This window comes from Pseudoalteromonas lipolytica, assembly GCF_003515105.1.
GTDB classification, from domain to species: Bacteria; Pseudomonadota; Gammaproteobacteria; order Enterobacterales; family Alteromonadaceae; genus Pseudoalteromonas; species Pseudoalteromonas lipolytica.
This window is the reverse complement of record NZ_CP032090.1, coordinates 2854016-2874929: the sequence shown is the minus strand read 5'-3', so window position 1 is coordinate 2874929 and position 20914 is coordinate 2854016. Positions and strand designations below refer to the sequence as shown.

Annotated in this window: 16 protein-coding genes; 7 read left to right on the top strand and 9 right to left on the bottom strand. The window is 43.5% G+C overall.

Going from position 1 to position 20914, the window contains the following annotated elements; genetic code table 11:
- Nucleotides 1-8 precede the first annotated feature (8 nt).
- Together D0907_RS12900 and D0907_RS12895 are read right to left on the bottom strand one after the other, a co-directional pair.
- The gene (locus tag D0907_RS12900) at nucleotides 9-1340 is read right to left on the bottom strand and encodes a glycoside-pentoside-hexuronide (GPH):cation symporter (RefSeq protein ID WP_036966243.1); all 1332 of its coding nucleotides are present in this window, start codon (nucleotides 1338-1340) and stop codon (nucleotides 9-11) included.
- An 18-nt stretch (nucleotides 1341-1358) separates the two neighbouring features.
- The gene (locus tag D0907_RS12895; RefSeq protein WP_118844594.1) at nucleotides 1359-2693 is read right to left on the bottom strand and encodes a GH1 family beta-glucosidase; all 1335 of its coding nucleotides are present in this window, start codon (nucleotides 2691-2693) and stop codon (nucleotides 1359-1361) included.
- Between the two features lie 234 nt (nucleotides 2694-2927).
- On the opposite strand from D0907_RS12895, the gene D0907_RS12890 reads away from it, so the two are divergent.
- From D0907_RS12890 to D0907_RS12880, 3 genes are read left to right on the top strand one after another with little or no spacing between them, the layout of a single operon-like run.
- Nucleotides 2928-4193: a sugar MFS transporter gene (locus D0907_RS12890; protein ID WP_065979716.1), complete on the top strand. Its 1266-nt coding sequence runs from the start codon at nucleotides 2928-2930 to the stop codon at nucleotides 4191-4193.
- Nucleotides 4194-4204: 11 nt separating this feature from the next.
- Nucleotides 4205-6721, top strand: a complete 2517-nt coding sequence (locus tag D0907_RS12885) for a glycoside hydrolase family 3 protein (protein WP_118844593.1) — start codon at nucleotides 4205-4207, stop codon at nucleotides 6719-6721.
- Nucleotides 6712-7743, top strand: a complete 1032-nt coding sequence (locus tag D0907_RS12880) for a glycoside hydrolase family 16 protein (RefSeq protein WP_075594049.1) — start codon at nucleotides 6712-6714, stop codon at nucleotides 7741-7743. The genes D0907_RS12885 and D0907_RS12880 overlap by 10 nt, the downstream gene beginning before the upstream one ends.
- A 65-nt stretch (nucleotides 7744-7808) precedes the next feature.
- On the opposite strand, the gene D0907_RS12875 is transcribed toward D0907_RS12880, so the two are convergent.
- The 4 genes from D0907_RS12875 to D0907_RS12860 form a co-directional block, all read right to left on the bottom strand.
- A complete protein-coding gene (locus tag D0907_RS12875; RefSeq protein ID WP_118844592.1) occupies nucleotides 7809-8819 on the bottom strand; it encodes a cupin-like domain-containing protein in 1011 nt (336 codons plus the stop codon).
- Nucleotides 8819-9544 carry a SapC family protein gene (locus D0907_RS12870; protein WP_074988912.1) on the bottom strand — a complete coding sequence of 242 codons (726 nt, stop codon included), beginning with the start codon at nucleotides 9542-9544 and terminating at the stop codon, nucleotides 8819-8821. The genes D0907_RS12875 and D0907_RS12870 overlap by 1 nt, the downstream gene beginning before the upstream one ends.
- Nucleotides 9545-9564: 20 nt before the next feature.
- On the bottom strand, nucleotides 9565-11106 hold the full coding sequence (locus D0907_RS12865) for a tryptophan halogenase family protein (RefSeq protein WP_118844591.1): 1542 nt from the start codon (nucleotides 11104-11106) through the stop codon (nucleotides 9565-9567).
- A gap of 90 nt (nucleotides 11107-11196) precedes the next feature.
- Complete coding sequence (locus tag D0907_RS12860) at nucleotides 11197-14145, bottom strand: TonB-dependent receptor (RefSeq protein WP_244223130.1); 2949 nt, start codon at nucleotides 14143-14145, stop codon at nucleotides 11197-11199.
- A gap of 317 nt (nucleotides 14146-14462) precedes the next feature.
- On the opposite strand from D0907_RS12860, the gene D0907_RS12855 reads away from it, so the two are divergent.
- The gene (locus D0907_RS12855) at nucleotides 14463-15074 is read left to right on the top strand and encodes a fumarylacetoacetate hydrolase family protein (RefSeq protein ID WP_075594052.1); all 612 of its coding nucleotides are present in this window, start codon (nucleotides 14463-14465) and stop codon (nucleotides 15072-15074) included.
- On the opposite strand, the gene D0907_RS12850 is transcribed toward D0907_RS12855, so the two are convergent.
- The 3 genes from D0907_RS12850 to D0907_RS12840 form a co-directional block, all read right to left on the bottom strand.
- Nucleotides 15037-15951, bottom strand: coding sequence for a hypothetical protein (locus D0907_RS12850; RefSeq protein ID WP_083422886.1), 915 nt, complete (start codon nucleotides 15949-15951; stop codon nucleotides 15037-15039). The genes D0907_RS12855 and D0907_RS12850 overlap by 38 nt on opposite strands.
- Nucleotides 15952-16087: 136 nt before the next feature.
- Nucleotides 16088-17140 carry an aldo/keto reductase gene (locus tag D0907_RS12845; protein WP_118844590.1) on the bottom strand — a complete coding sequence of 351 codons (1053 nt, stop codon included), beginning with the start codon at nucleotides 17138-17140 and terminating at the stop codon, nucleotides 16088-16090.
- Nucleotides 17141-17152: 12 nt separating this feature from the next.
- Entirely contained in the window at nucleotides 17153-17581 is a 429-nt protein-coding gene (locus D0907_RS12840) for an acyl-CoA thioesterase (RefSeq protein WP_036966275.1), read from the bottom strand.
- 151 nt (nucleotides 17582-17732) lie between these two features.
- Here D0907_RS12840 and D0907_RS12835 point away from each other — a divergent pair, with 151 nt between their 5' ends.
- The 3 genes from D0907_RS12835 (at nucleotide 17733) to D0907_RS12825 (ending at nucleotide 20853) form a co-directional block, all read left to right on the top strand.
- A complete protein-coding gene (locus D0907_RS12835) occupies nucleotides 17733-17939 on the top strand; it encodes a hypothetical protein (RefSeq protein ID WP_075594054.1) in 207 nt (68 codons plus the stop codon).
- A gap of 70 nt (nucleotides 17940-18009) precedes the next feature.
- Nucleotides 18010-19062, top strand: a complete 1053-nt coding sequence (gene dinB, locus D0907_RS12830; RefSeq protein ID WP_036966279.1) for a DNA polymerase IV — start codon at nucleotides 18010-18012, stop codon at nucleotides 19060-19062.
- Nucleotides 19063-19170: 108 nt separating this feature from the next.
- Complete coding sequence (locus D0907_RS12825; RefSeq protein WP_036966280.1) at nucleotides 19171-20853, top strand: carbon starvation CstA family protein; 1683 nt, start codon at nucleotides 19171-19173, stop codon at nucleotides 20851-20853.
- Nucleotides 20854-20914: the final 61 nt, after the last annotated feature.

The following is a 20914-nucleotide window of genomic DNA, read 5'->3' as shown; positions in this document are numbered from 1 at the left end:
AATCCAAATTATGGATGATTTTTCAGTGACAAGTCAGCACTGATCTGCTCAACTGTTTTATTATCGAGAATATACCTTTTCATGATTAAGGCGACAAGCACGCTGCCAATTGCAGGGTATAGCGTAAATGAAATCAAAATTCCCGACAGTGTTTGATTACTCAGCGTTGTGTTTGCTTCGTAACCGTAAAATGCGAGTAACCAGCCAGCAATAGCCCCACCCAAAGCAAGGCCAAGCTTAATGAAAAACACCACACTGGCATACACTAGGCCGGTTAATCGCTCACCGGTTTTCCATTGACCATAGTCAATCGTGTCGGCCATTTTGGCCCACAGTAACGGGGTGGCCATTTGGGTGAAAAAGCACCATAAAAAGTAAATAATAAAGGCAAGTGCTAACTGTTCGCTCGGTAACCAAAATGCCACGCAACTAATGATGGCCGAGATGTATTGTAAGCGAATATAGGCCGTTTTTTTATCGACACGTTTACTGAGTGGTTGCGCACAGGCACAGCCTAAAATATTACCTATCATGCCTATTGTAATAAAGTAAGTGACCAGTTCAGCTTCGCCAAGAACATACTTGACGTAATAAATTGCCAAGGTGGTGCGAAGTACCATACTGGTTAAAAGCATAACGGCGGCAAAACAAAGTACCTTAAACGGGCCGTTTTGCAATAAGGTGCTCATGCGGCTTTTCCAGCTCAGAGAGCTGTTATGCTCGGCTATAACACGCTCTTTGGTAAAGCGAAAACAGATTAAAAATAACACCACACCCAAGCCACTCATCAGTGCCATAGTAAGCTGATAACCTAGGGCGTTATCACCTTTACCTAACCAATTTACCAGCGGTAAAGTACAGGCACTGACAATCAATCCTCCTAACATACCGAATACAAAGCGATAAGACTGTATAGATACGCGTTGCTTAGGGTCTGGGCTTAATACGCCCCCTAAAGCAGAGTAAGGGATATTGATAGCGGTATACACAAGCATAAGGAGTGTGTAGGTGATAAAGGCGTAAATGACCTTGCCCGACTCGGGTAAATCGGGGGTTGTGAAGGTGATCATACTAATCACCCCAAATGGCACAGCCAGCCACAGCAAATAAGGCCGGTAACTGCCATATTTAGTGCGTGTCGAGTCGGTTAATGCGCCCATAAGTGGATCGGTAATCGCATCAACGACTCTTACCACTAAGAACAGGGTGCCGACAACTGCTGGCGAGATACCAAAAATATCGGTATAGAAAAAAGTTAAAAATAACATTACCGTTTGAAAGATAATGTTACTCGCTGTATCTCCTAAGCCATAAGCTATCTTTTCTTTTGTTGTCAGCATGTGTGTTCTCGTTTGTTATTATTTTTTTCGCTGCTTTAACAGTGCGCGATACTGCTTTGCACTTTCTTTTAAAATGCGTTGTTGGCTTTGATAGTCGATATAAACTAACCCAAAACGTTTTTCATAACCATACGCCCATTCAAAGTTATCCATTAAGCTCCATGCAAAATAGCCTTGAATATTAACGCCTTGGCGAATTGCATTACACACAGCATTTAAATGAGTGTGATAATAATCAACGCGTTCAATATCGTATACTTCACCATCTACTAAACTATCAGCCATAGCTGCACCATTTTCGGTGATATACATTTTGGGTAAATTATAGTGCTGATGTAATGAAACAAGCAGCTCAGTCAGGCCTTCTGGGTATACTTCCCAGCCCATATCGGTGACACGCACATCGGTCAGCGGGGCTTCTTCAAACCAGCCATCAGGCGTGTTTTTGTAGTGTATGCGGGTATAGTAATTAACGCCAATAAAGTCGACAGATTGACTAATAATTGCCATATCATCGGCTTCGATAATGGGTTTTACATCCGCCGCTAAGTCATCAAAAAGCGGGGGATAGCATCCCTCTAAAACCGCTTTAATGTACCACTGATTATGGTATTGGTCAGCAAGCTTTGCTGCGTTGCAATCATTCTCTGTCAGTGGGTAGGTTGGACTGAAGTTTAATACGATACCTGCCTCGGTATTAGGGCAGTTTTTGCGTAATACTTGCATAGCCAAACCATGAGCCAGTAATAGATGATGAGCCGCTTGACGACCTGCTTGCTGGCTTTTTATGCCCGGAGCATGAACACCAATTTCGTAGCCTAAATACGCACTACAAAACGGTTCGTTCAACGTGGCAAAAGAGTCAACCAAGTCACCTAAGTGACGACTGACTTTGTCGGCATAGTCTTGGAACTTGTAGGCTGTTTCGCGATTCAGCCAGCCCCCTTTGTCTTCAAGGTGCTGGGGTAAATCCCAGTGGTATAAGGTGACATATGTTTTGATATTGCGTGCTTTAAGTGCGCTGAGTAACTCAGTATAAAATGCCATGCCTTGTGAGTTTACAGAGCCATCCTCGTTGATTACCCGAGGCCATGAAATAGATAAACGATAGGCATCAACGGCTAAATCAGCAATCATCTCAATATCGTGTCGCCAATGTGTAACATGATCGCACGCTATATCACCGTTACTGTTATCGGCAATGGCGGAAGGTTTTTCGCAAAAAGTGTCCCAAATACACGCTAAGCGTGTATCCCGTGCGCCTTCAATTTGAAATGAGGCAGTAGCAACACCAAAGGTAAACTCGGGCTTGAGTAAATACGAGTCGGGCAAAAGAGAAATAGTTTTAAACACAGTGGATAGTCTTCCTTCGCATTGATTGTGTAAGGCGGCTGGCATACAGCATAGTAGTCAGTTGTAAGCGCTTACAGTTTTTCTGCAAATAAATTGCTTAATATGATTTATATGTTATAAATGTAAGCGCTTACATTTTATGTTGCAACACTTTTTTGTTTTTTCTTTAACCATGAAAAAGCACTATATTTGCTGTAACAAACTGATAAATATAAATAACTAGAGAATAAAATTATGGCTCATGTTTCAACGCCTGTTGCGGCAACATCAAGTCAAGTGGCGATGCCCAAGCAAACTTTTGCACTGGCATCATTAACCACTTTGTTTTTTATGTGGGGATTCATCACGTGTTTAAACGACATTTTGATCCCGTATCTAAAAGGCATGTTTTCACTTAACTACACGCAAGCGATGCTGATTCAGTTTTGCTTTTTTGGCGCGTACTTTGTGATGTCTATTCCCGCCGGTAAGCTTGTAAGTCGTATTGGTTATCAGTTTGGTATTGTTGTAGGGCTGGTTGTAGCGGCAATTGGATGCGCACTGTTTTACCCTGCGGCTGTCGCACATGTGTATGAGTTGTTTTTACTTGCCTTGTTTGTGCTTGCATCAGGCATCACTATTTTACAAGTCTCTGCTAATCCGTATGTCAGTGTACTTGGACCACAAAAAACCGCGTCTTCACGTTTAACAATGACCCAGGCATTTAACTCGCTAGGCACCACGGTTGCACCTATTTTTGGTGGGTGGTTAATTTTAACGGAAGTGAGTCATGCGACTGCGGAACAAGTGAAGTTTCCTTATTTAATGTTATCTGCCAGTTTGCTGGTTCTTGCCCTCATTTTTGCATTCTTAAAATTACCTAAGTTAGGCAGAGAAGCTGATAACGAAGCGGAGCATCAAGACCTTGAAGACTTTGTTGATTTAGGCAGCGTTTGGCAGTATCGCCATTTGATTCTTGGTGCTGTGGGTATTTTTGTTTATGTCGGTGCTGAAGTCGCCATTGGCAGCTTTTTAGTTGGCTTTTTAACTCTTGATAACATTGCAGGCTTAACTGATAAAGAAGCCGCTCATTACATTAGCTACTATTTTGCTGGCGCCATGATCGGCCGCTTTATCGGCGCGCTGGTAATGCAAAAGTTCAATGCAGGTAAAGTGCTTGCGTGTCATGGATTACTGGCTGTTGTATTGATTATTGTTGCAATGACCGGCGAGGGCAGCCTTGCAATGTGGGCGATTTTACTGGTTGGGTTATGTAATTCAATTATGTTTCCAACCATTTTTAGCTTGGCACTACATGGTCTGGGTAAATACACCTCAAAGGGGTCAGGTATTTTATGTTTAGCGATTGTTGGCGGCGCCATTATACCGCTTATGCAAGGTATGCTGGCTGATTCAATCGGTGTACAGCTCGCGTTACTACTGCCAATCACTTGTTATTTATATATTACTTACTTTGCGCTTTCTGGCTCAAAAGTAGTGTCTCAGAACCGTCATTCTTAAAGGTGCAGACTATGACAATAAAAAAACCATTAACGCTGTGTTCGATAATGATTGCCAGCATCAGCATTCTTGGCTGTTCAGGGCAAGATAAGGTGGCAAAAATGAACGCTGAGAATGAAATCTGGCCTCGTATCGAAACGGGCATTAACGCAGACCCAGAAATGGAAGCGCAAATAGCTGCTCTTTTGGCAGACATGACGCTTGAGCAAAAAGTGGCGCAGATGATTCAACCTGAAATTCGAGATATTACGGTTGAAGATATGCGTAAATACGGGTTTGGTTCTTACCTAAATGGTGGAGGCGCATTCCCTAATAATGATAAACACGCCAGCGCCGCTGATTGGATAGACTTGGCTGAAAAAATGTATCAAGCATCAATTGACGATTCACTTGATGGCAGCAAAATCCCTACTATGTGGGGCACCGATGCTGTGCATGGTCACAATAACGTAATTGGGGCGACCTTATTCCCACACAACATTGGCTTAGGGGCGACAAACAACCCCGCCTTAATTGAGAAAATTGCAGCGGCAACCGCACAAGAAGTGATGGTAACGGGTATCGACTGGGTGTTTGCACCGACCGTTGCAGTGGTTCGTGATGATCGCTGGGGACGTACATATGAAGGCTATTCTGAAGACCCTGAAATCGTTAAAGCTTACTCAGCAGCAATTGTAAAAGGATTACAAGGCGCAGTTGATGAAGACTTTTTATCGGATAAGCGCGTGATCAGTACCGTTAAGCACTTTTTAGGTGATGGAGGGACTGAAGGGGGTGACGATCAAGGTAATAACACGGCATCTGAGCAAGAGTTATTTGATATTCATGCCCAAGGCTATGTCGGTGGGCTAGGTGCCGGCGCACAAACGGTGATGGCGTCGTTTAATAGCTGGCATGGAGAGAAAATTCATGGCAGTAAGTACCTACTTACCGATGTGTTAAAAGGTAAAATGGGCTTTGATGGCTTTGTTGTTGGAGACTGGAATGGTCACGGCCAAATTCCGGGTTGTACAAATGGAAATTGTGCGCAAGCTGCGAATGCGGGTCTTGATGTTTACATGGTACCAACAGATGCGTGGAAGCCATTGTATGAAAATTTAATCAAACAAGTTAACAGTGGCGACATTGCCCAAAGCCGAATTGATGATGCAGTAACGCGTATTCTGCGCGTTAAAATGCGTGCTGGTTTATTCGATAAACCAAGCCCGGCAAACCGTCCGCTTTCAGGCAAAACAGACATCATTGGCAGTGCAGAGCATCGTGCAATTGCCAAGCAAGCGGTGCGTGAATCGTTAGTGTTATTAAAGAATAAGCAACAGCTGTTGCCATTATCGCCTAAAGCAAATGTGCTTGTCGCGGGTCTGGGTGCTGACAACATTGGTATGCAGTCGGGTGGCTGGACAATTACGTGGCAAGGTACTGGTAATGAAAACAGTGATTTTCCGGGTGGATCATCAATTTACGATGGTATTAAACACACGGTTGAGCAAGCCGGTGGACAGGTTCAATACGATTTAAACGGTGAATATACAACAAAACCTGATGTGGCCATTGTAGTGTTTGGTGAACAACCATATGCAGAAGGCAATGGTGACCTAGATAACCTTGAATATCAGCGTGGTAATAAATCAGATTTAGCCTTACTTAAAAAGTTGAAACAAGCCGGAATTCCAGTGGTATCTCTGTTTATTAGTGGTCGCCCAATGTGGGTGAATGCTGAGCTTAATGCCAGTGATGCGTTTGTAGCAACTTGGCTTGTAGGCAGTGAAGGTGATGCCATTAGCGATGTCATCTTTAAACAGGCTGACGGTTCAATTAATCATGATTTTAAAGGGAAATTATCGTTCTCTTGGCCAAATAATCCGGTAGAAAATTATAATCGTGGCGATAAAAACTACGCACCTCTGCTGCCGTATGGCTTTGGCTTAACCTACCAAGATGCCAATACCTTAACTGATGAACTAAACGAGGTATCTGACGTGGCCACTAAATTAGAAGATTTAGTGTTATTTGAACGCGCAGTAAAAGCCCCTTGGTCATTGCAACTGCAAAGTGGTAATGAGCAACAAACAATGACAAGTAGCCGTGCATCACTCAATGCGGTAAGCGTAAAAACCTTTGATAAAGACGTACAAGAAGACGCGCGTGCGATTACCTTTAATGGTAAAGAGCCTGCTGCGGTACGTTTAATGGCTGCGTTCCCGTCAGATTTGCGTTCATATGTTGAAAAAGCGGGTCAGCTTGAAATGCTAATTAAGATAGACCAAGCAGCAGATGCACCATTGATGTTAGGGATGCAGTGTGGTGAAAATTGTGACGGTCAATTTGATATTAGCAAACAGCTAACACGCACGTCTGAGTGGCAAACACTCACGGTTGATTTGAACTGTTTTGTTGAGCAAGGCGTTAACCTTGGACAAATATTCTCACCGTGGCAGCTTGCAACTGACGGTGCGTGGCATGTATCTGTTGCTAAACTTAGTGTGAGCAGTTCACACGCACAGGACTCAACAATTTCATGTCAGTAAAAACCTATGCTGTTATTTTGCTAACAGGCGCATTGAGTGCCTGTCAGCAAACAGCAGAACCCATTAAAGCCAGCCTAGGTGAAGGCTGGCAGCTTGTTTGGCACGATGAGTTTGAACAAAACACCATTGACCCAACTAAGTGGCAGCACGAAGTTAATTGCCGTGGTGGTGGTAATGATGAGCAGCAATGCTATACCGCCAGAAGCGAAAACAGCTTTGTTGAATCTGGCTTGTTGCATATTGTTGCGCGTAAAGAGCAATACACTGGGCCTTTACATAACGCAGATGAAGTTACTCGCGATGCTGAAAGGGCGTTGGTGGCTACTCAGCCTTTTACGTCGGCACGGCTTCGTACTAAGCACTTAGGTGATTGGCGTTATGGACGCTTTGAAGTTCGCGCTAAATTGCCAGCAGGACAAGGGGCGTGGCCTGCTATTTGGATGCTGCCTACGGATTGGCACTATGGTCGCTGGGCGTCATCAGGCGAAATTGACATTATGGAAGCGGTTAATTTAAACACTCAAACTGATGATAAAACAGCCCCAGCTGGTAGCTTAGAAACACGCGTGCATGGCACCTTGCATTACGGTGGACCTGCTCCTGAAAATGTTTACAGTGGCACGCCTTATCGTTTTAGTGATGCAGATAACCCCGCTGATAATTTTCATGTTTATGCGCTTGAATGGCAGCAAGATGAAATTCGTTGGTATGTTGATAATGTGCACTATGCAACGTTTCGCCATGACCAGTGGTATTCAACATCACAGCAAGCCGATGGCTCATTTGTAGAAAATAGCGGTTTTGCCCCTTTTGATCAGCGTTTTCATTTATTACTCAACTTTGCAGTTGGGGGTAATTGGCCCGCCAATGTGAATGATAAAGGGGTTGATATGAGTGGTTATCCAAAGCAAATGCTAGTGGATTATGTGCGTGTTTTTCAGTGTAGTCAAAACAGTGAAACGGGCAAGGGGTGCGCTTCTGTGCAGCCATCAGCAGTGCACATAAAAGGCAAACGTCAGTGAATTATGAGCCAAGAGCCTGCAGGTGTTTCGCCGAACTCGTTGCATCTGCTGGCTTTTGGCTCATTCTATCGGTTGAGCTTTTGTAGTAATAATTGTCTTATTTTTCTTGCGGTTAATTCATCAATATCAGCCAAAATACCGTGTGCAGGCTGTGCAATATGGCTGGTTAAATCGAGCTCATCAGCAAATACATAGTGATTAAACAATTGCTGCCATTTTTGTTTATGCTCTTTTGGTAAGTCCTTTATCGCCAACATGCTATGCAACATAGCATCAAAGGGGTTGGCCAAATACTCCGGAGCTTGTCGCCACCAATAATTAACTAACACATTAAATGGCTGTGTTGCACTGACTTGGTGCCACCAAAGTGCAGGAATATAAATAGCATCCCCAGGTGTTAATGTCGCTGTTTGCGACTTTTCTGCTGCTTCTTTGAAACGTGGAAAACGCGTGAAATCAGGGTTATTAAAATCAACTAAGCTAATAGCCTGACCCGCGGGTGTAAACTCAAGAGGCCCAACATATAAATTATTTACCTGCTCAGTGGGTAGTAAGGTAAAGGTGCGCTTACCCGCAGCAACACACGCCAAGTTATCGGCATTGTCGTAATGAGCCGCAATATGACTGTGATTTCCGACCCAGAGACTTGTTAGGCAGTTATAATCGGTCACCTCTAATGGGTTGTCGAGGCTAAAGCCCGGCGCGCAGTATTCCACAGCGGTTGACCCCATATACAACGAGTCAGCCTGTGTGTGCGCTAATTTATCGACTAACTTGTCTAGCACGCTTTTAAGTGAGTCGGCGTGTTGTGAAAAATTAAGTCCCGATAAATCAGCATTATAAAAATAGCGGCCTTGATGCATAGCATCGGCACTAAAACTGCGAACAGGCGCATTATTGGCCAGCTCTAAAAGGTAGCTCAATGCCTGTTTTTCGCCTTTTTTGGCTGCTGCAACCTGAGGCCAGTGAGCACACAGCTCTCTTATCACCAAAGGCTCAGTTAAGTCGGCTAAAAACGCTTTGAGGTTGGTAATCTCTGAGGCATTGCACTCATTAATTGGCGCTGCGCTAAACATTACTGCTGCGCCCACTTCTTATTCAGTAAGTGTGGGATCTGTTCCATTGATGCAAGTACCATATAAATGGCTTGTAAGTCGCCTTGCTGTTGCAACTGCTTTAACTGTTGCGGTGTTAAATCATTTAGTGCGTGTTGATTAATGGTATAAAAACCTGTCACTGTGACTTTTTCGCCATTCTTTTGGGCATATTCGATACTGAATGCTTCCAGTAGGTTGGCGGCAAGTAGGCGCTCAAAAAAACCATTAATTGTTTGATGCTCTTGATGTAGGGTATTCAGTACTTGAGCAATGTGATTTAAGTAATCACTGTTACCGCCATGCTCAAGGAAAATGGCTTCCCCCTGACTTGTACTAACACGAGGGCTGTCTAAATCAATATGCACCACTAATGATTGCTCAGGAATTCCATTGTTATATTGCGTCTGTTGGCCTATTAAAAACGGTTGGCGCAGCATGCTAAGCGGTAAGTAACTTAGTTTTAATTCGCCTTTTTCATCAAGCAGTAGGTTTTCACCATTTTCAAAACCAAATAATGCCAATGCTTCAAACTGACCTGTTTGTGGTTGCTTACGAAATACGATAGGTTGGTTTGCTTGTATTTTTGCAAACTCGCTTGGGAAAATAGTGGCGCAGCTAATTTTATCGCCCCAGTCGGCACCGCGTGCGGTGATCACTTTCAGGTCTTTATGGCTAATATTATCAAGTAAAACGTGATTGGCCATTGGGCCTCCTAATGCTGATATTAAATAGGTTGAATACCAAATTGCTGAATATGGTTTAGCAGCTCACGATTTGTTGGTAGCTGCTGTAAAGCATGTTTGGCATGTTGTTGATTAGCAGTAAAGTGCTCAACAATTGCAGCAGGCATTGCCATGCTTGGAAATTTAGGCAGCTGTTTCATGCCATAGAGCACATACTGATAACTGGCCGCAGAGAATACCTCTTGGGCACGATCAAAATCGTTGAGCCATGGACTTTGATACTGCCACAGCGCTAAATTCTCTTGCAGTTGCGCCGGTACACTTGCGGCTTCTTTATGTGCTTGCCAGTATAGACTGGTCCGTTTTGATAACACGTAATGCAGTTTTAAAAATTCGATTATGCGCTGCCAGCGATAATGGCATTGGTCATCAAAGCGTTTGGCAAGCGTAGGCATCGCTGCACGGTGTGTGGGGAAATTAGCCAGTAAATTATTAAGACCAAGCTCCACCATCACGAGTGCAGAGGCTTCTAGCGGTTCAATAAAGCCAGCTGACATTCCGATTGCTAAACAGTTTTTATGCCAAAAAGTGCGCCTGTAGCCGGGTGTAAAACGAATCTCGCGAAATGTTAATTGGCTTTGGTCTGTGCCTGGCTGGGTGCTTTCAATGTAGCGGCCAAGCGCTTGTTTGGCATCATCACTGTTGGCAAAACGACTTGAGTAAACCATACCAAGCCCACGACGACTTTGTAGGCCAATATCCCAAATCCAGCCCGCATCTTGAGCGGTGGCTTTGGTATAAGACAAAATGTCTTGTTGTGGGCTTGCATAAGGTACTTGCACTGCCACTGCGCGGTCGTTAAATAGCACATCTTGTTGCTCGATTAATTCAACGCCGTAATGTTGATGTAAGAGCTTTGCGTGTGTCCCCGAGCAGTCAATAAACAAGTCGCCGGTAATTATTCCATGATCGCGTGTTTCTAATGAGCTGATGTAGCCTTCATCATCGTTATTAATGCTTTCAACATGGCTTACAATATGCTCGACATTAAGTTGAGTGGTGCAGTGAGTTTGCAATAACATCGCAAACTTTCCAGCATCTAAATGATAACCATAGTTTGCTTCGCCTTGGTAGGCGCTGTGTAGGTGGTTTTTTGGGGCTTTGTGGTGATCGCATAAGTAGGTTTGACTTGCGACGGCATGGCTAAAACTTACGGCCTCTTTATTGGCGAACCAATAGGGAGCAATGTTTAGCTGCTGATAGGCAACAGGCAAACTAAACGGGTGGTAATAATGGGTGCTGCCATCATCTTCGCACCAGCCATCAAAGCGTGAACCTTGTTTAAATGAAGCATCGCAGGTTTGAATAAAGTCACTTTCACTAATGCCGATGGTTTTCAGTGTTTGGCGCATTGTCGGCCAGGTACCTTCACCAACACCAATGGTGGCAATATCAGGGGATTCAATGAGGGTGATCTGTGCGTTATGGGTTAAATGTGGCTGTGCGGCAATTAAACCCGCGGTTAACCAACCGGCAGTTCCCCCTCCTAAAATGACCACTTTTTTTACATTATTCTGTTGCATGTTCAAAGCTACCTTAAACGCTATAAAGACAAACTAGCATATTTGTGAAAAAAAAAGCCGCTGTTGAGCGGCTTTTTTGACAACAAAATGCTAGAACGAGTAGCGGAAGCCGATGTTGTAGCGCGCACCGTACTGGTTTGCACGTAACAGCTGCTCAGAGTAACGAACGTAGGTACGTTGCGTTTCATCTGTCAGGTTTAGACCTTCAACAAACACCGTTAGCTTTTCGTTCACGGCGTAGTTCACGTTGATATCCCACTGGCCATAAGACTCAGTAAAAACAGGTGATGAGTGTTGATCAAAGCCTGTTAAGAATTCATCGCGCCAGTTATATGAAATACGCGCCGATAAGCCGTTTAAATCATAAATAGCTGATAAGTTTGCTGAATCACTTAAGCCCGGTAAGGCAAATTGATAACCGATAGCATCTCTGTCTGCTTCAACATCACCAAATACAAACGTTGCGTTGGCTGCGATACCAAATCCAGTTTCACCAAACATGTGCTGTGCAGCAAGCTCCCAACCCCAAAGGTTAGCGGTCTCAACGTTGTTATCGCGAGATACAAAGAAGTTTGCCAGTGGGTCAGTGCTATTGCCCACAATCGGTGTGCCTTCTTCAGTGCCTTGGTTTTCGTTGATTTTATCGTGAATTGCTTGGTCAGACGGTTGCTCACCTGCCGCAGCTAGGTCTTCACGCGCTTGCTCAGCACGGTCGCCAATGAATGGGTCTGTGATGCCATCAATTGTTTCTTCTGTGGTGATGTTCACTAAGAAGTTATCAACTTGCTTACGGTAGTAACCAGCAGAAACATAGCTGCCTTCACCGTAGTAGTACTCAAGTGATAAGTCGATGTTATCGGCTGTATAAGGTTTTAAGTTCGGGTTACCTACCGCAACTTTACGTTGACCCACTTTGGGGTTACCCAAGAAAGACGTTGTTGAGCGCAGTGCGCCAACAGGTGGGCGAGCTAGGGTACGACTATATGAGAAACGAGCAATCACATCTTCAACCACTTCGATGTTCATATCGATATTTGGTAAAAATTCTTTCGTGCTGCCTTCACCGTTTGAGAAGGTACGCTCATCAGCATAAATGTATGACCATTCGTTGCCGTTTACCCATTCCATTGCAACAGCAGGGCGCTCTAGGCTGTTTGCTGTAACATCTGTTGATTCGTAACGTAAGCCTGCGGTAATGTTAATTGGCATGCCGTTGAATTCTGTTTCGAAGTTAGCTTGTGCATAAAATGCCGTCGTTTCTTCGCTAACACGGTGGTCATCATCAATTGGACCCGCTTGCACCTTGCCGTTTACATCCGCTGGCCAACTACATGCACCAATGCCGCCATCTGGGTGGTCACAGTCAATGCTTTCGGCGATTGCAACGATTTCATCAAAGTCAGCATCGTAGTAGTAGTTTAATAGCTTGTCGCTACCGCCACCAGAGAAGCCGTCAAGTAAACCAGAGCTGTCAACGCGCGTAAACATGCTGTCATCATACCAATCAGCAGAATTTAGCCACCAACCAGCCGCTAACTGACCTGAATAAGCCGTGGTAGTACGGAAATCAACTTTTGTATGTGATACACCAAAGTTAATGCTTGAAAGCGCGCCTGTGTTTTCATTGTACCAAGTACCTTTTAACTGGTACTGGTCTAGATCGTTAGTGTTCGTGTCTTTATTAACACCGGCGAATAAGGTTCCCATATCGCTTGGTAATAGCTCTGCTTGACCGTTGGTCAATGTCATATCGATCAGTGGGATTTCGCCTTGGCTGAAGTCAGCCATTTTCTCATCAATATTCACTGTTGGGTTTTCACACCATGAACACGATGTATTACCAATGATCATAAATGCATCATGGCCAAGACCAACCCCAGCACTTTCTGCTGATGAGTTGTGAGCATCAAACTCGATGTTTAAGTTATCAGTTACTTGCCAATCAATGTTTAAACCCAGTGATTTGTTTTCGTTTTCTGTGGCACCACGGTTAAGGTTTGTCGAATAATCACCACCAATTTCAGTAACTTTTGTGTAAGTGCCATTTTCGTTGATGTTCGCTGAACTTACGTTACCACCATTATTGAACCACACACCGAAACTACGACCGTCTTTTTCAAATTCAAGTTTTGAGTAGGTGTAATCGAGTGTTGCTGTAATACGGTCTGTTGGCGCGTATTGCAATACAAGTTGACCGTTAGTACGTTTACGTGTGTTGTCCGAGAAGGCATAACCGGCATTTTGTGGATACCATGTTGCCCCATCGGCACGTTGATTGTTGTCTGTTAATGCTAAATCTGGAGATGACGAAATATCAACATTCGGGATCCAGTTATCAACCGCCATTGCTTGCTCGCGGTTGTTACGCTCTTGCACTGAACCTGAAATTAAAACACCAAAACGGTCATCATTGAAAGTGTTGCTGTAAATGCCAGAAACTTCAGGTGTAATATTATCGCCAGTTTCGTTTGATGTATCATGAACCGCTTTTGCACCAATTGATGCCTTAAGACCAGGGTTCGATAATGGTTTTGCTGTAGTGATATTAACGGTTGCACCGATACCACCACTAGGTATGTCTGAACGAGCTGTTTTGTAGACTTCAACACCGCTGACGCTTTCAGTCGCGATATCACCAAAATCAAATGAGCGGCCGCCCGTTGTTGGCATTTGGCGGTTGTTTAACGTGACTAAGTTAAACTCAGGACCAAAGCCACGTACAGTGATTTTACTGCCTTCACCGTTACTGCGGTCTATAGACACACCTGTAATACGTTGCAGAGATTCTGCTAAGTTTGTGTCTGGAAACTTACCGATATCTTCTGACGTGATTGCATCAACAACACCTGCAGATTGACGTTTGATATCCATTGATTTTACAAGGCTACCGCGGATCCCCGATACTTGTATTACTTCAATATCACTCGCTTTCTCGGATTTTTCTTCGGCAGCAGCTGAGTGAGGAACTAGCGTGCTTAATCCCATTGCCATGGAAAGGCTAATGGCAAGCTGCTTTTTCTTGAATAGTGTGTGGTTCATGCAAATCTCCAGATTTGGTTTTATTTTTCGTGTTTGTTGTCTAAATGTAAGCGCTTACATTCTATTGCAAAAAAAATCGCCGAACCCGATTTTTATAAATGTAACCGCTTACAATAAGTTATTAGAAAGTTAAACAATGGTCAATATAAATCACTTTTTAGTTGGCAATTAATATGTATGTTCATGTTATTATAAGGAATAATTAAGTGTAACTTTTTGGCTTTTTAACGGGTTTTGCAGCTGTTTTAGGTAAAATTAGATAATTTAATTAATGTTAATATAGTACAAAAGGTGTTGTAGATTATAAGGAACCCACAATGCACTCAGTCAAATTTGTTAACGAAATAGTGACACCAAGTAAAGTGGTGTGTGTTGGTCGAAACTATGCCGCTCATATCGCAGAGCTCAATAACGAAACACCGACCAGTATGGTGTTATTTGTAAAACCGAACAGCGCATTAACGCAGTCGCTGTATGCTAAGCACGGTTCTGAGCAATTACATTACGAAGCAGAGTTGTGTTTTTTAGTTAAAAATAAACAGCTTGCTGGTGTTGGCCTTGGACTTGACTTAACCAAACGCGATTTACAAACTCAGCTAAAACAAAAAAGCTTACCCTGGGAGCGTGCTAAAGCCTTTGATGGAGCGGCACTTTTTACAGAGTTTGTGCCAGTCAATGAGTCAGGGCAGTATCAATTTAGTCTACACATTGATGGTAAATTAGCCCAGCTTGGCGACACTCAGTTGATGATCCACACTGCTCAGCAGATTTTAGCTGAGATCAATGAATTTATGAGTTTACAGGATGGTGACATCATTATGACAGGCACCCCTGAGGGAGTGGGTAAAGTTATTTCAGGTGCCACTTTTAATGTGGCGCTAAAAGATGACACTACTCAAGTTCTAACCCATCAATGGCAGGCGATTTAAGTGGCGCTAAGATAAATCGTTGGTAGTAATTTAAAAAATCAGGAAAACTTTCCTCTAACCAAGCTCGTTGGTTTTGTTGATATTTTTCACTTGGTAATACGGTGTTTTTAAGCGCGTTATTAATGTCGACTAGCACGCGTTGTGCATAATTATTGGGGGCGCTGGTTGAGCAGCCAATCGCACCCAGCACAACATGTTGTTCAGGGTCACCGATGGCGAGTTTCTTTATATCTTGCTGGTATTTTTTATTGTAATAGTCTGCCACAAATGGGTAATCAATGGTGTAGTCAATATAGCCGTGCTCAAGCTGCGTGAGTAGTGCATAACTTGCTTGACTGCCGGTACTGCTCAGTGCTGCATAGTCATAAAGCTTAATGTTTTTTGCAATGTTATCCAGGGGGTTGCCAAACTTGCGTGCATCATTTTGACCATACATAAAGTGTGCATCCGTTAACAGCGAAATTAATGACACGGGATTACCGTGAGCTTTATAAATTTTTTCAGCTTGTTCGCTATTACTTAAGACAGTAAACGGCGGGTAAACCGTGGTCGGAATAGAGTAAGTAACGCGATGTGTTTTTTGTTCACGATGAATCATACACGCATAACAAGCCATGTGGCCTTCATCTAAATATTTATTTGCTCGCTTTTGTGGGATTGTCACCTTGGTATGTTTTATGTGTGGCAGGGCGGTGATGAGTAAATCGGTTATTTCGTTACATAAACCCGCGTGAGGAGTTGTTTCATTTTTTTCGATATAAAAAGGCCCGCTATCGTTTTCGAGCCATGTAATTGATAGTTGTTCAGAAGCATGCACATACGAGCCAAGTAATAAGCTAGAAATAACATAGAATGCTTTTTTTAGATGTTTTCTCATCGTTTACCTTACAACTCAATAACGATGATTAACTATACACCAAAGTATTGAAAATAAAATAAACAGCAATTAAAAATGGTCATATAGTATCGGTTTTGGCGGGATTAAAGCCTATCAAACGATAGGCTTTACAGCATTAAAATGGCATTGGGTAGCGATTAAATACCTGTGCTATTTTTTCAAGTGCCTCATCGGTGAGCGTCACTGAGAAAGCATCAATATTTTCTTTTAACTGCGACATTGACGTGGCACCGATGATGGTTGAACTGACACCATCGACCTGATCACACCATGCAAGCGCAAGTTGTGAAGGGGTTAGATTAAAGGCACTCGCTATCTCTACATACTCTGCGATAGCTTGTTGCGACTGAGGCGTGTCTCTAAATAGGCCATTGCGTTGTACCAGTGTCCAGCGGCTACCTTCAGGGCGCGCACAATTAAGGTATTTACCACTTAACATACCACCACCGAGGGGTGACCAAGGTAAATACGCAATATCTTCGTGAATACATTGCTCGATTAAGTAAGGCCAGTCTTTGGCATGCAGTAGACTAAATTCGTTTTGAATAGACACCATGCGCGGCAAATTATGTTGCTCACTTAAACGCAAGTATTGGCTAATACCCCATGGACTATCATCAGAAAGACCACAGTGTTTAATTTTACCAGCTTTAACACAGTCATTCAGGCCTTCAAGAATATCGAGCATACCTGCAATATTTTGCTCGGTGTCGGCATCTGAAAAACGCACAATGCCGGGCCATTGTTTACCAAAATGCGGCGAGATGCGGTTAGGCCAATGAAGCTGATATAAGTCGATAACATCGGTTTGTAATCGTTTTAATGAGGCATCAACGGCGTTAACCACCGCTTGACGAGTGATATCTTCGCCTTCACGAACCCAAGGTAAACCATTACCGGCAATTTTAGTCGCAATAACGAGGTTTTCACGTTTATCTTTATTACGTGCAAGCCAATGACCAATAATCTCTTCGGTCTTACCATAGGTGTCGGGCGAGGGCGGTACGGCATACATTTCTGCCGTGTCGATAAAATTAACGCCTTTATCTAACGCATAGGCAATTTGTTCATCGGCATCAGCTTGGTTATTTTGCATACCCCATGTCATGCTTCCTAAGCAAACACGGGAGACGTCAATACCACTTCGGCCAAGTGGGCTATAAAGCATATTAGTTCCTTGTTAATCGTTAGAGTGGGCTTTAAGTGCAGCTAAAAGCTCATCGCTTAGCTCTGCTTTTTTACCCGTAGTAAAGTTAAACATGACAACGTGTGATGAGCCAACAGTGGTAACTGCCTTTTGGCTTTCACTGAATACGGTGTAGTGCATCATAAAGCGGTCTTTTTCAATGTCACTTATGGTTACACCAACATGCACGGAATCTGGAAACGTCACGGGGCGTTTATAGCGAGCATTGTTCTCGCTGATCACCGGACCCACGCCTGTTGCTTGTAAATCTTTAAGAAAGCCTAATTGTGTAAAAAAGTCGATACGTGCGGTTTCAAAGTAACGAAAATAGACCACATTATTCACATGCTGAAGGGCGTCCATTTCACCCCATGCTACATTAATTTTTGTTCTGATAGGGTGTTGTTCTATAAACGATTGCATAGCAAATCCAGGTTAATTGTGAGAAAAGCTAGGTTAGCAACATGCTGCTTTTAGCTCAAGAAAATTAGAAAACTAAGTATATTGTGCTAACTTTATAAGTTCACGCTTACGTAAAGTGTGAGTAAATCGAACACACATGAAGGACCTAGTTATGCAGCAACTAACAGCGAAAATGATAAAGTGGGCAGTATTATTCATCTTACTGGCTCTGGCTCTACTGTGCTACAGTATGGGCACAATGTCTGGGTTTATCGTACTAATTGTCTTGGGACTTTTTCTCGAAGCCGCCTTTTGGTTATTTGGAGCACGGCTGTTTAATCGCAAAAAAACACGCGAGCAAACACGTCAAACCTCTTAGTATGTTCGCTTGCACTATCAGGTAGATTAAATAATAATAACTGTATAAATGAACAGTTGTTGTATGCCTGATGAAAAAATTCATTCATATTGATATGGATTGCTTTTTTGCTGCAGTAGAGATGCGTGACAATCCTGCACTTGCCAGTGTGCCTCTTGCGATTGGTGGGAACAGTCGCCGTGGTGTGCTTTCTACGGCCAACTATATTGCGCGCCAATATGGCGTTCGTTCAGCTATGTCTAACTACCATGCTAAACAATTGTGTCCTGATTTAGTCATTGTGCCTGGACGAATGCATGTATACAAAGAAGTCTCTCAACAAATCCGTGAAATTTTCGCTAAATACACTGACCTGATTGAACCCTTATCGCTTGATGAAGCTTATTTAGATGTTACCCAAAGCAGTGCATGCAGAGGCAGTGCGACTCTTATGGCTGAGCAAATTCGACAAGAAATTTTTACCACAACAGGCCTAACTGCATCGGCGGGTATCGCACCGATTAAATTTATTGCCAAAATAGCCAGTGATGAGAATAAACCCAATGGTCAGTGCGTGGTACTGCCTGAGCAAGTGGATAGCTTTTTAGCCAAGCTGCCGCTAGGCAAGATCCCAGGTGTAGGGAAGGTGACGCTTGAAAAGTTGCAACTTAAAGGCTTATACACGGGAGCTGATGTACGCGAAAAAGGGGTTAATTGGATGCAGCAACACGTGGGGAACTTTGGTGTTTCGCTTTATCAAAAATGCGCAGGAGAATACGTAGGTAAGGTGTCTACGGAACGCGTACGTAAATCGCTGAGTGTGGAACACACTTATGAATTCAACAAAAATAGCTTAGCTGAATGTTTATCTGAGTTACCCCGTTTAATGACAGAGTTAGTACGCCGTTTAGAAAGGCAGCAACTGAGTAACAGAATCAACAAATTATCAGTTAAAGTGAAGTTTGCAAATTTCACAGTGACCAGTGCCGACCAAAGCCATCATCAGTTAGATGACAGCATTTTTACAGAGTTAATGAGTAAAGCGTATGAACGCGGAAATAATAAACCCGTCAGACTCTTGGGCATTGGTGTGGGAATAAAGAGTGAAGCCCACGAGCATTTTCAGTTAAGTATATTAGACTAAAGGTTAACACCTAGGTTGTTTAAAGTTTGTTAGTGTTCAGTGTGGGGTGTTGAACCATTTGTGTTCACGGCCTCTAGACAACATTATAACTACATAAGAGAGATGACTATGCAATCGGTCGTGATCGTGCTGCTCGGAATAGTCGGTATGTTATTCGGATGGTTTGTTTATTCGAAATTCATCGCCGAAAAAATCTTTAAAATGGATGATAACTTCGTCACACCTGCTCATGAGCTTGAGGATGGTGTGGATTATGTACCCACCAATAAGGTCGTATTGTGGGGCCACCATTTCACGTCTGTAGCAGGTGCTGCACCGATAGTCGGTCCTGCTATTGCTGTTTATTGGGGCTGGGTGCCTGCCGTGTTATGGGTCGTATTTGGAACAATCTTTTTTGCTGGCGTCCATGATATGGGGGCTCTTTGGGCCAGTGCTCGCAACAAAGGTAAGTCGATGGGGGCTTTGTCTGAAAGCGTCATCGGTAAGCGTACCCGTGCGTTATTTATGATTGTGGTATTTTTAGTGCTACTGATGGTGAATGCGGTGTTTGGGGTTGTTATTGCTAAATCCTTTGTATCCCAGCCAAATGCGGTTTTTCCTGCTTGGTCAGCCATTGTTGTGGCCCTTGTTATAGGCCAGTTACTGCGCCGTAAAGTTTCTTTAATTCCTCTGTGTTTAATTGGTGTCGGTATCCTTTATTACACTATTTATCTTGGCAGTAGTATGCCCATTGCGTTGCCAGATGAGATGTTTGGCTTAAGTGCAAACGCAAACTGGATCATTATCTTGTTCATCTACGCTGCAATTGCTTCTTTACTGCCTGTGTGGATGTTATTACAACCTCGCGATTTTATTAATGGTATGCAGTTGCTGGTTGGTTTAGTGCTTTTATATGGCGCGGTCTTTATTTCAATGCCAGATATCACCGCACCTGCATTTAATACGCAAACGGCAGTGGATACGCCTAGTATTATTCCGCTGTTGTTTGTCACCATAGCCTGTGGTGCAGTATCGGGTTTCCATGGAATCGTGTCATCGGGTACCAGCTCTAAACAGTTAAACAAAGAAACTGACGGTCGCTTTGTTGGGTATTTAGGTGCTGTGGGTGAAGGCATGCTTGCACTTATTACGCTGGTGGCGGTAAGTGGTGTCGCATTGGCTGTATCACCTGAAGAATGGCATGAAATTTACAGCCACTTAGGAGCGGGGAGCGTGAGTGCCTTTATCAATGGGGGTGCAAACTTAATCGAAAGTGGTTGGGGTATTTCACAAGAAGTCGCGTCGACCTTACTTGCGGTAATGGTGGTGCTATTTGCAGGCACGACAATGGACTCTGGCGTTCGTTTACAACGCTACATTATTCAAGAGTGGGGTGATATTTATAATATCAGTATTATTCGCAATGGGATTGTCGCAACGCTTGTCGCTGTACTGTGCTGCTTGCTACTTGCCTTTGGTGCAGGTGGTGCCGATGGCAGCGGCGGAATGATCATTTGGCCGCTGTTTGGCTCTACCAACCAAATCCTTGCAAGTTTAACGTTACTGGTTATTTCGGTAATGTTAATCAAAGCGAATCGTCCTGCGAAGTACACGTTAATACCGATGAGCTTTGTACTGGTAATGGCATTTTTCGCGGGTGTGATTAAGCTAGGTGAATATTACCAACAAGGCAACTGGTTACTTGTAACGCTCGATTTACTGGTACTAGTGATCAGTGTCTTGGTGATGCTAGAAGCATGGTCTGTCATTGTGAAACATCGCAAAGACAACCAATCTGTGTCAGAGCAGTAAACTTTGCTTGCCAGCCGCTCATTTGCACGGCTGGCAATAGCGCGTTAAATCAATGATAATA

Coding starts and splice junctions, on each gene's coding strand:
- D0907_RS12860 (WP_244223130.1), bottom strand. CDS start 14,145: ATGAACCACACACTATTCAAGAAAAAGCAGCTTGCCATTAGCCTTTCC.
- D0907_RS12890 (WP_065979716.1), top strand. CDS start 2,928: ATGGCTCATGTTTCAACGCCTGTTGCGGCAACATCAAGTCAAGTGGCG.
- D0907_RS12875 (WP_118844592.1), bottom strand. CDS start 8,819: ATGTTTAGCGCAGCGCCAATTAATGAGTGCAATGCCTCAGAGATTACC.
- D0907_RS12840 (WP_036966275.1), bottom strand. CDS start 17,581: ATGCAATCGTTTATAGAACAACACCCTATCAGAACAAAAATTAATGTA.
- D0907_RS12850 (WP_083422886.1), bottom strand. CDS start 15,951: ATGAGAAAACATCTAAAAAAAGCATTCTATGTTATTTCTAGCTTATTA.
- D0907_RS12870 (WP_074988912.1), bottom strand. CDS start 9,544: ATGGCCAATCACGTTTTACTTGATAATATTAGCCATAAAGACCTGAAA.
- D0907_RS12825 (WP_036966280.1), top strand. CDS start 19,171: ATGCAATCGGTCGTGATCGTGCTGCTCGGAATAGTCGGTATGTTATTC.
- D0907_RS12900 (WP_036966243.1), bottom strand. CDS start 1,340: ATGCTGACAACAAAAGAAAAGATAGCTTATGGCTTAGGAGATACAGCG.
- D0907_RS12845 (WP_118844590.1), bottom strand. CDS start 17,140: ATGCTTTATAGCCCACTTGGCCGAAGTGGTATTGACGTCTCCCGTGTT.
- D0907_RS12885 (WP_118844593.1), top strand. CDS start 4,205: ATGACAATAAAAAAACCATTAACGCTGTGTTCGATAATGATTGCCAGC.
- dinB (WP_036966279.1), top strand. CDS start 18,010: ATGAAAAAATTCATTCATATTGATATGGATTGCTTTTTTGCTGCAGTA.
- D0907_RS12865 (WP_118844591.1), bottom strand. CDS start 11,106: ATGCAACAGAATAATGTAAAAAAAGTGGTCATTTTAGGAGGGGGAACT.
- D0907_RS12880 (WP_075594049.1), top strand. CDS start 6,712: ATGTCAGTAAAAACCTATGCTGTTATTTTGCTAACAGGCGCATTGAGT.
- D0907_RS12835 (WP_075594054.1), top strand. CDS start 17,733: ATGCAGCAACTAACAGCGAAAATGATAAAGTGGGCAGTATTATTCATC.
- D0907_RS12855 (WP_075594052.1), top strand. CDS start 14,463: ATGCACTCAGTCAAATTTGTTAACGAAATAGTGACACCAAGTAAAGTG.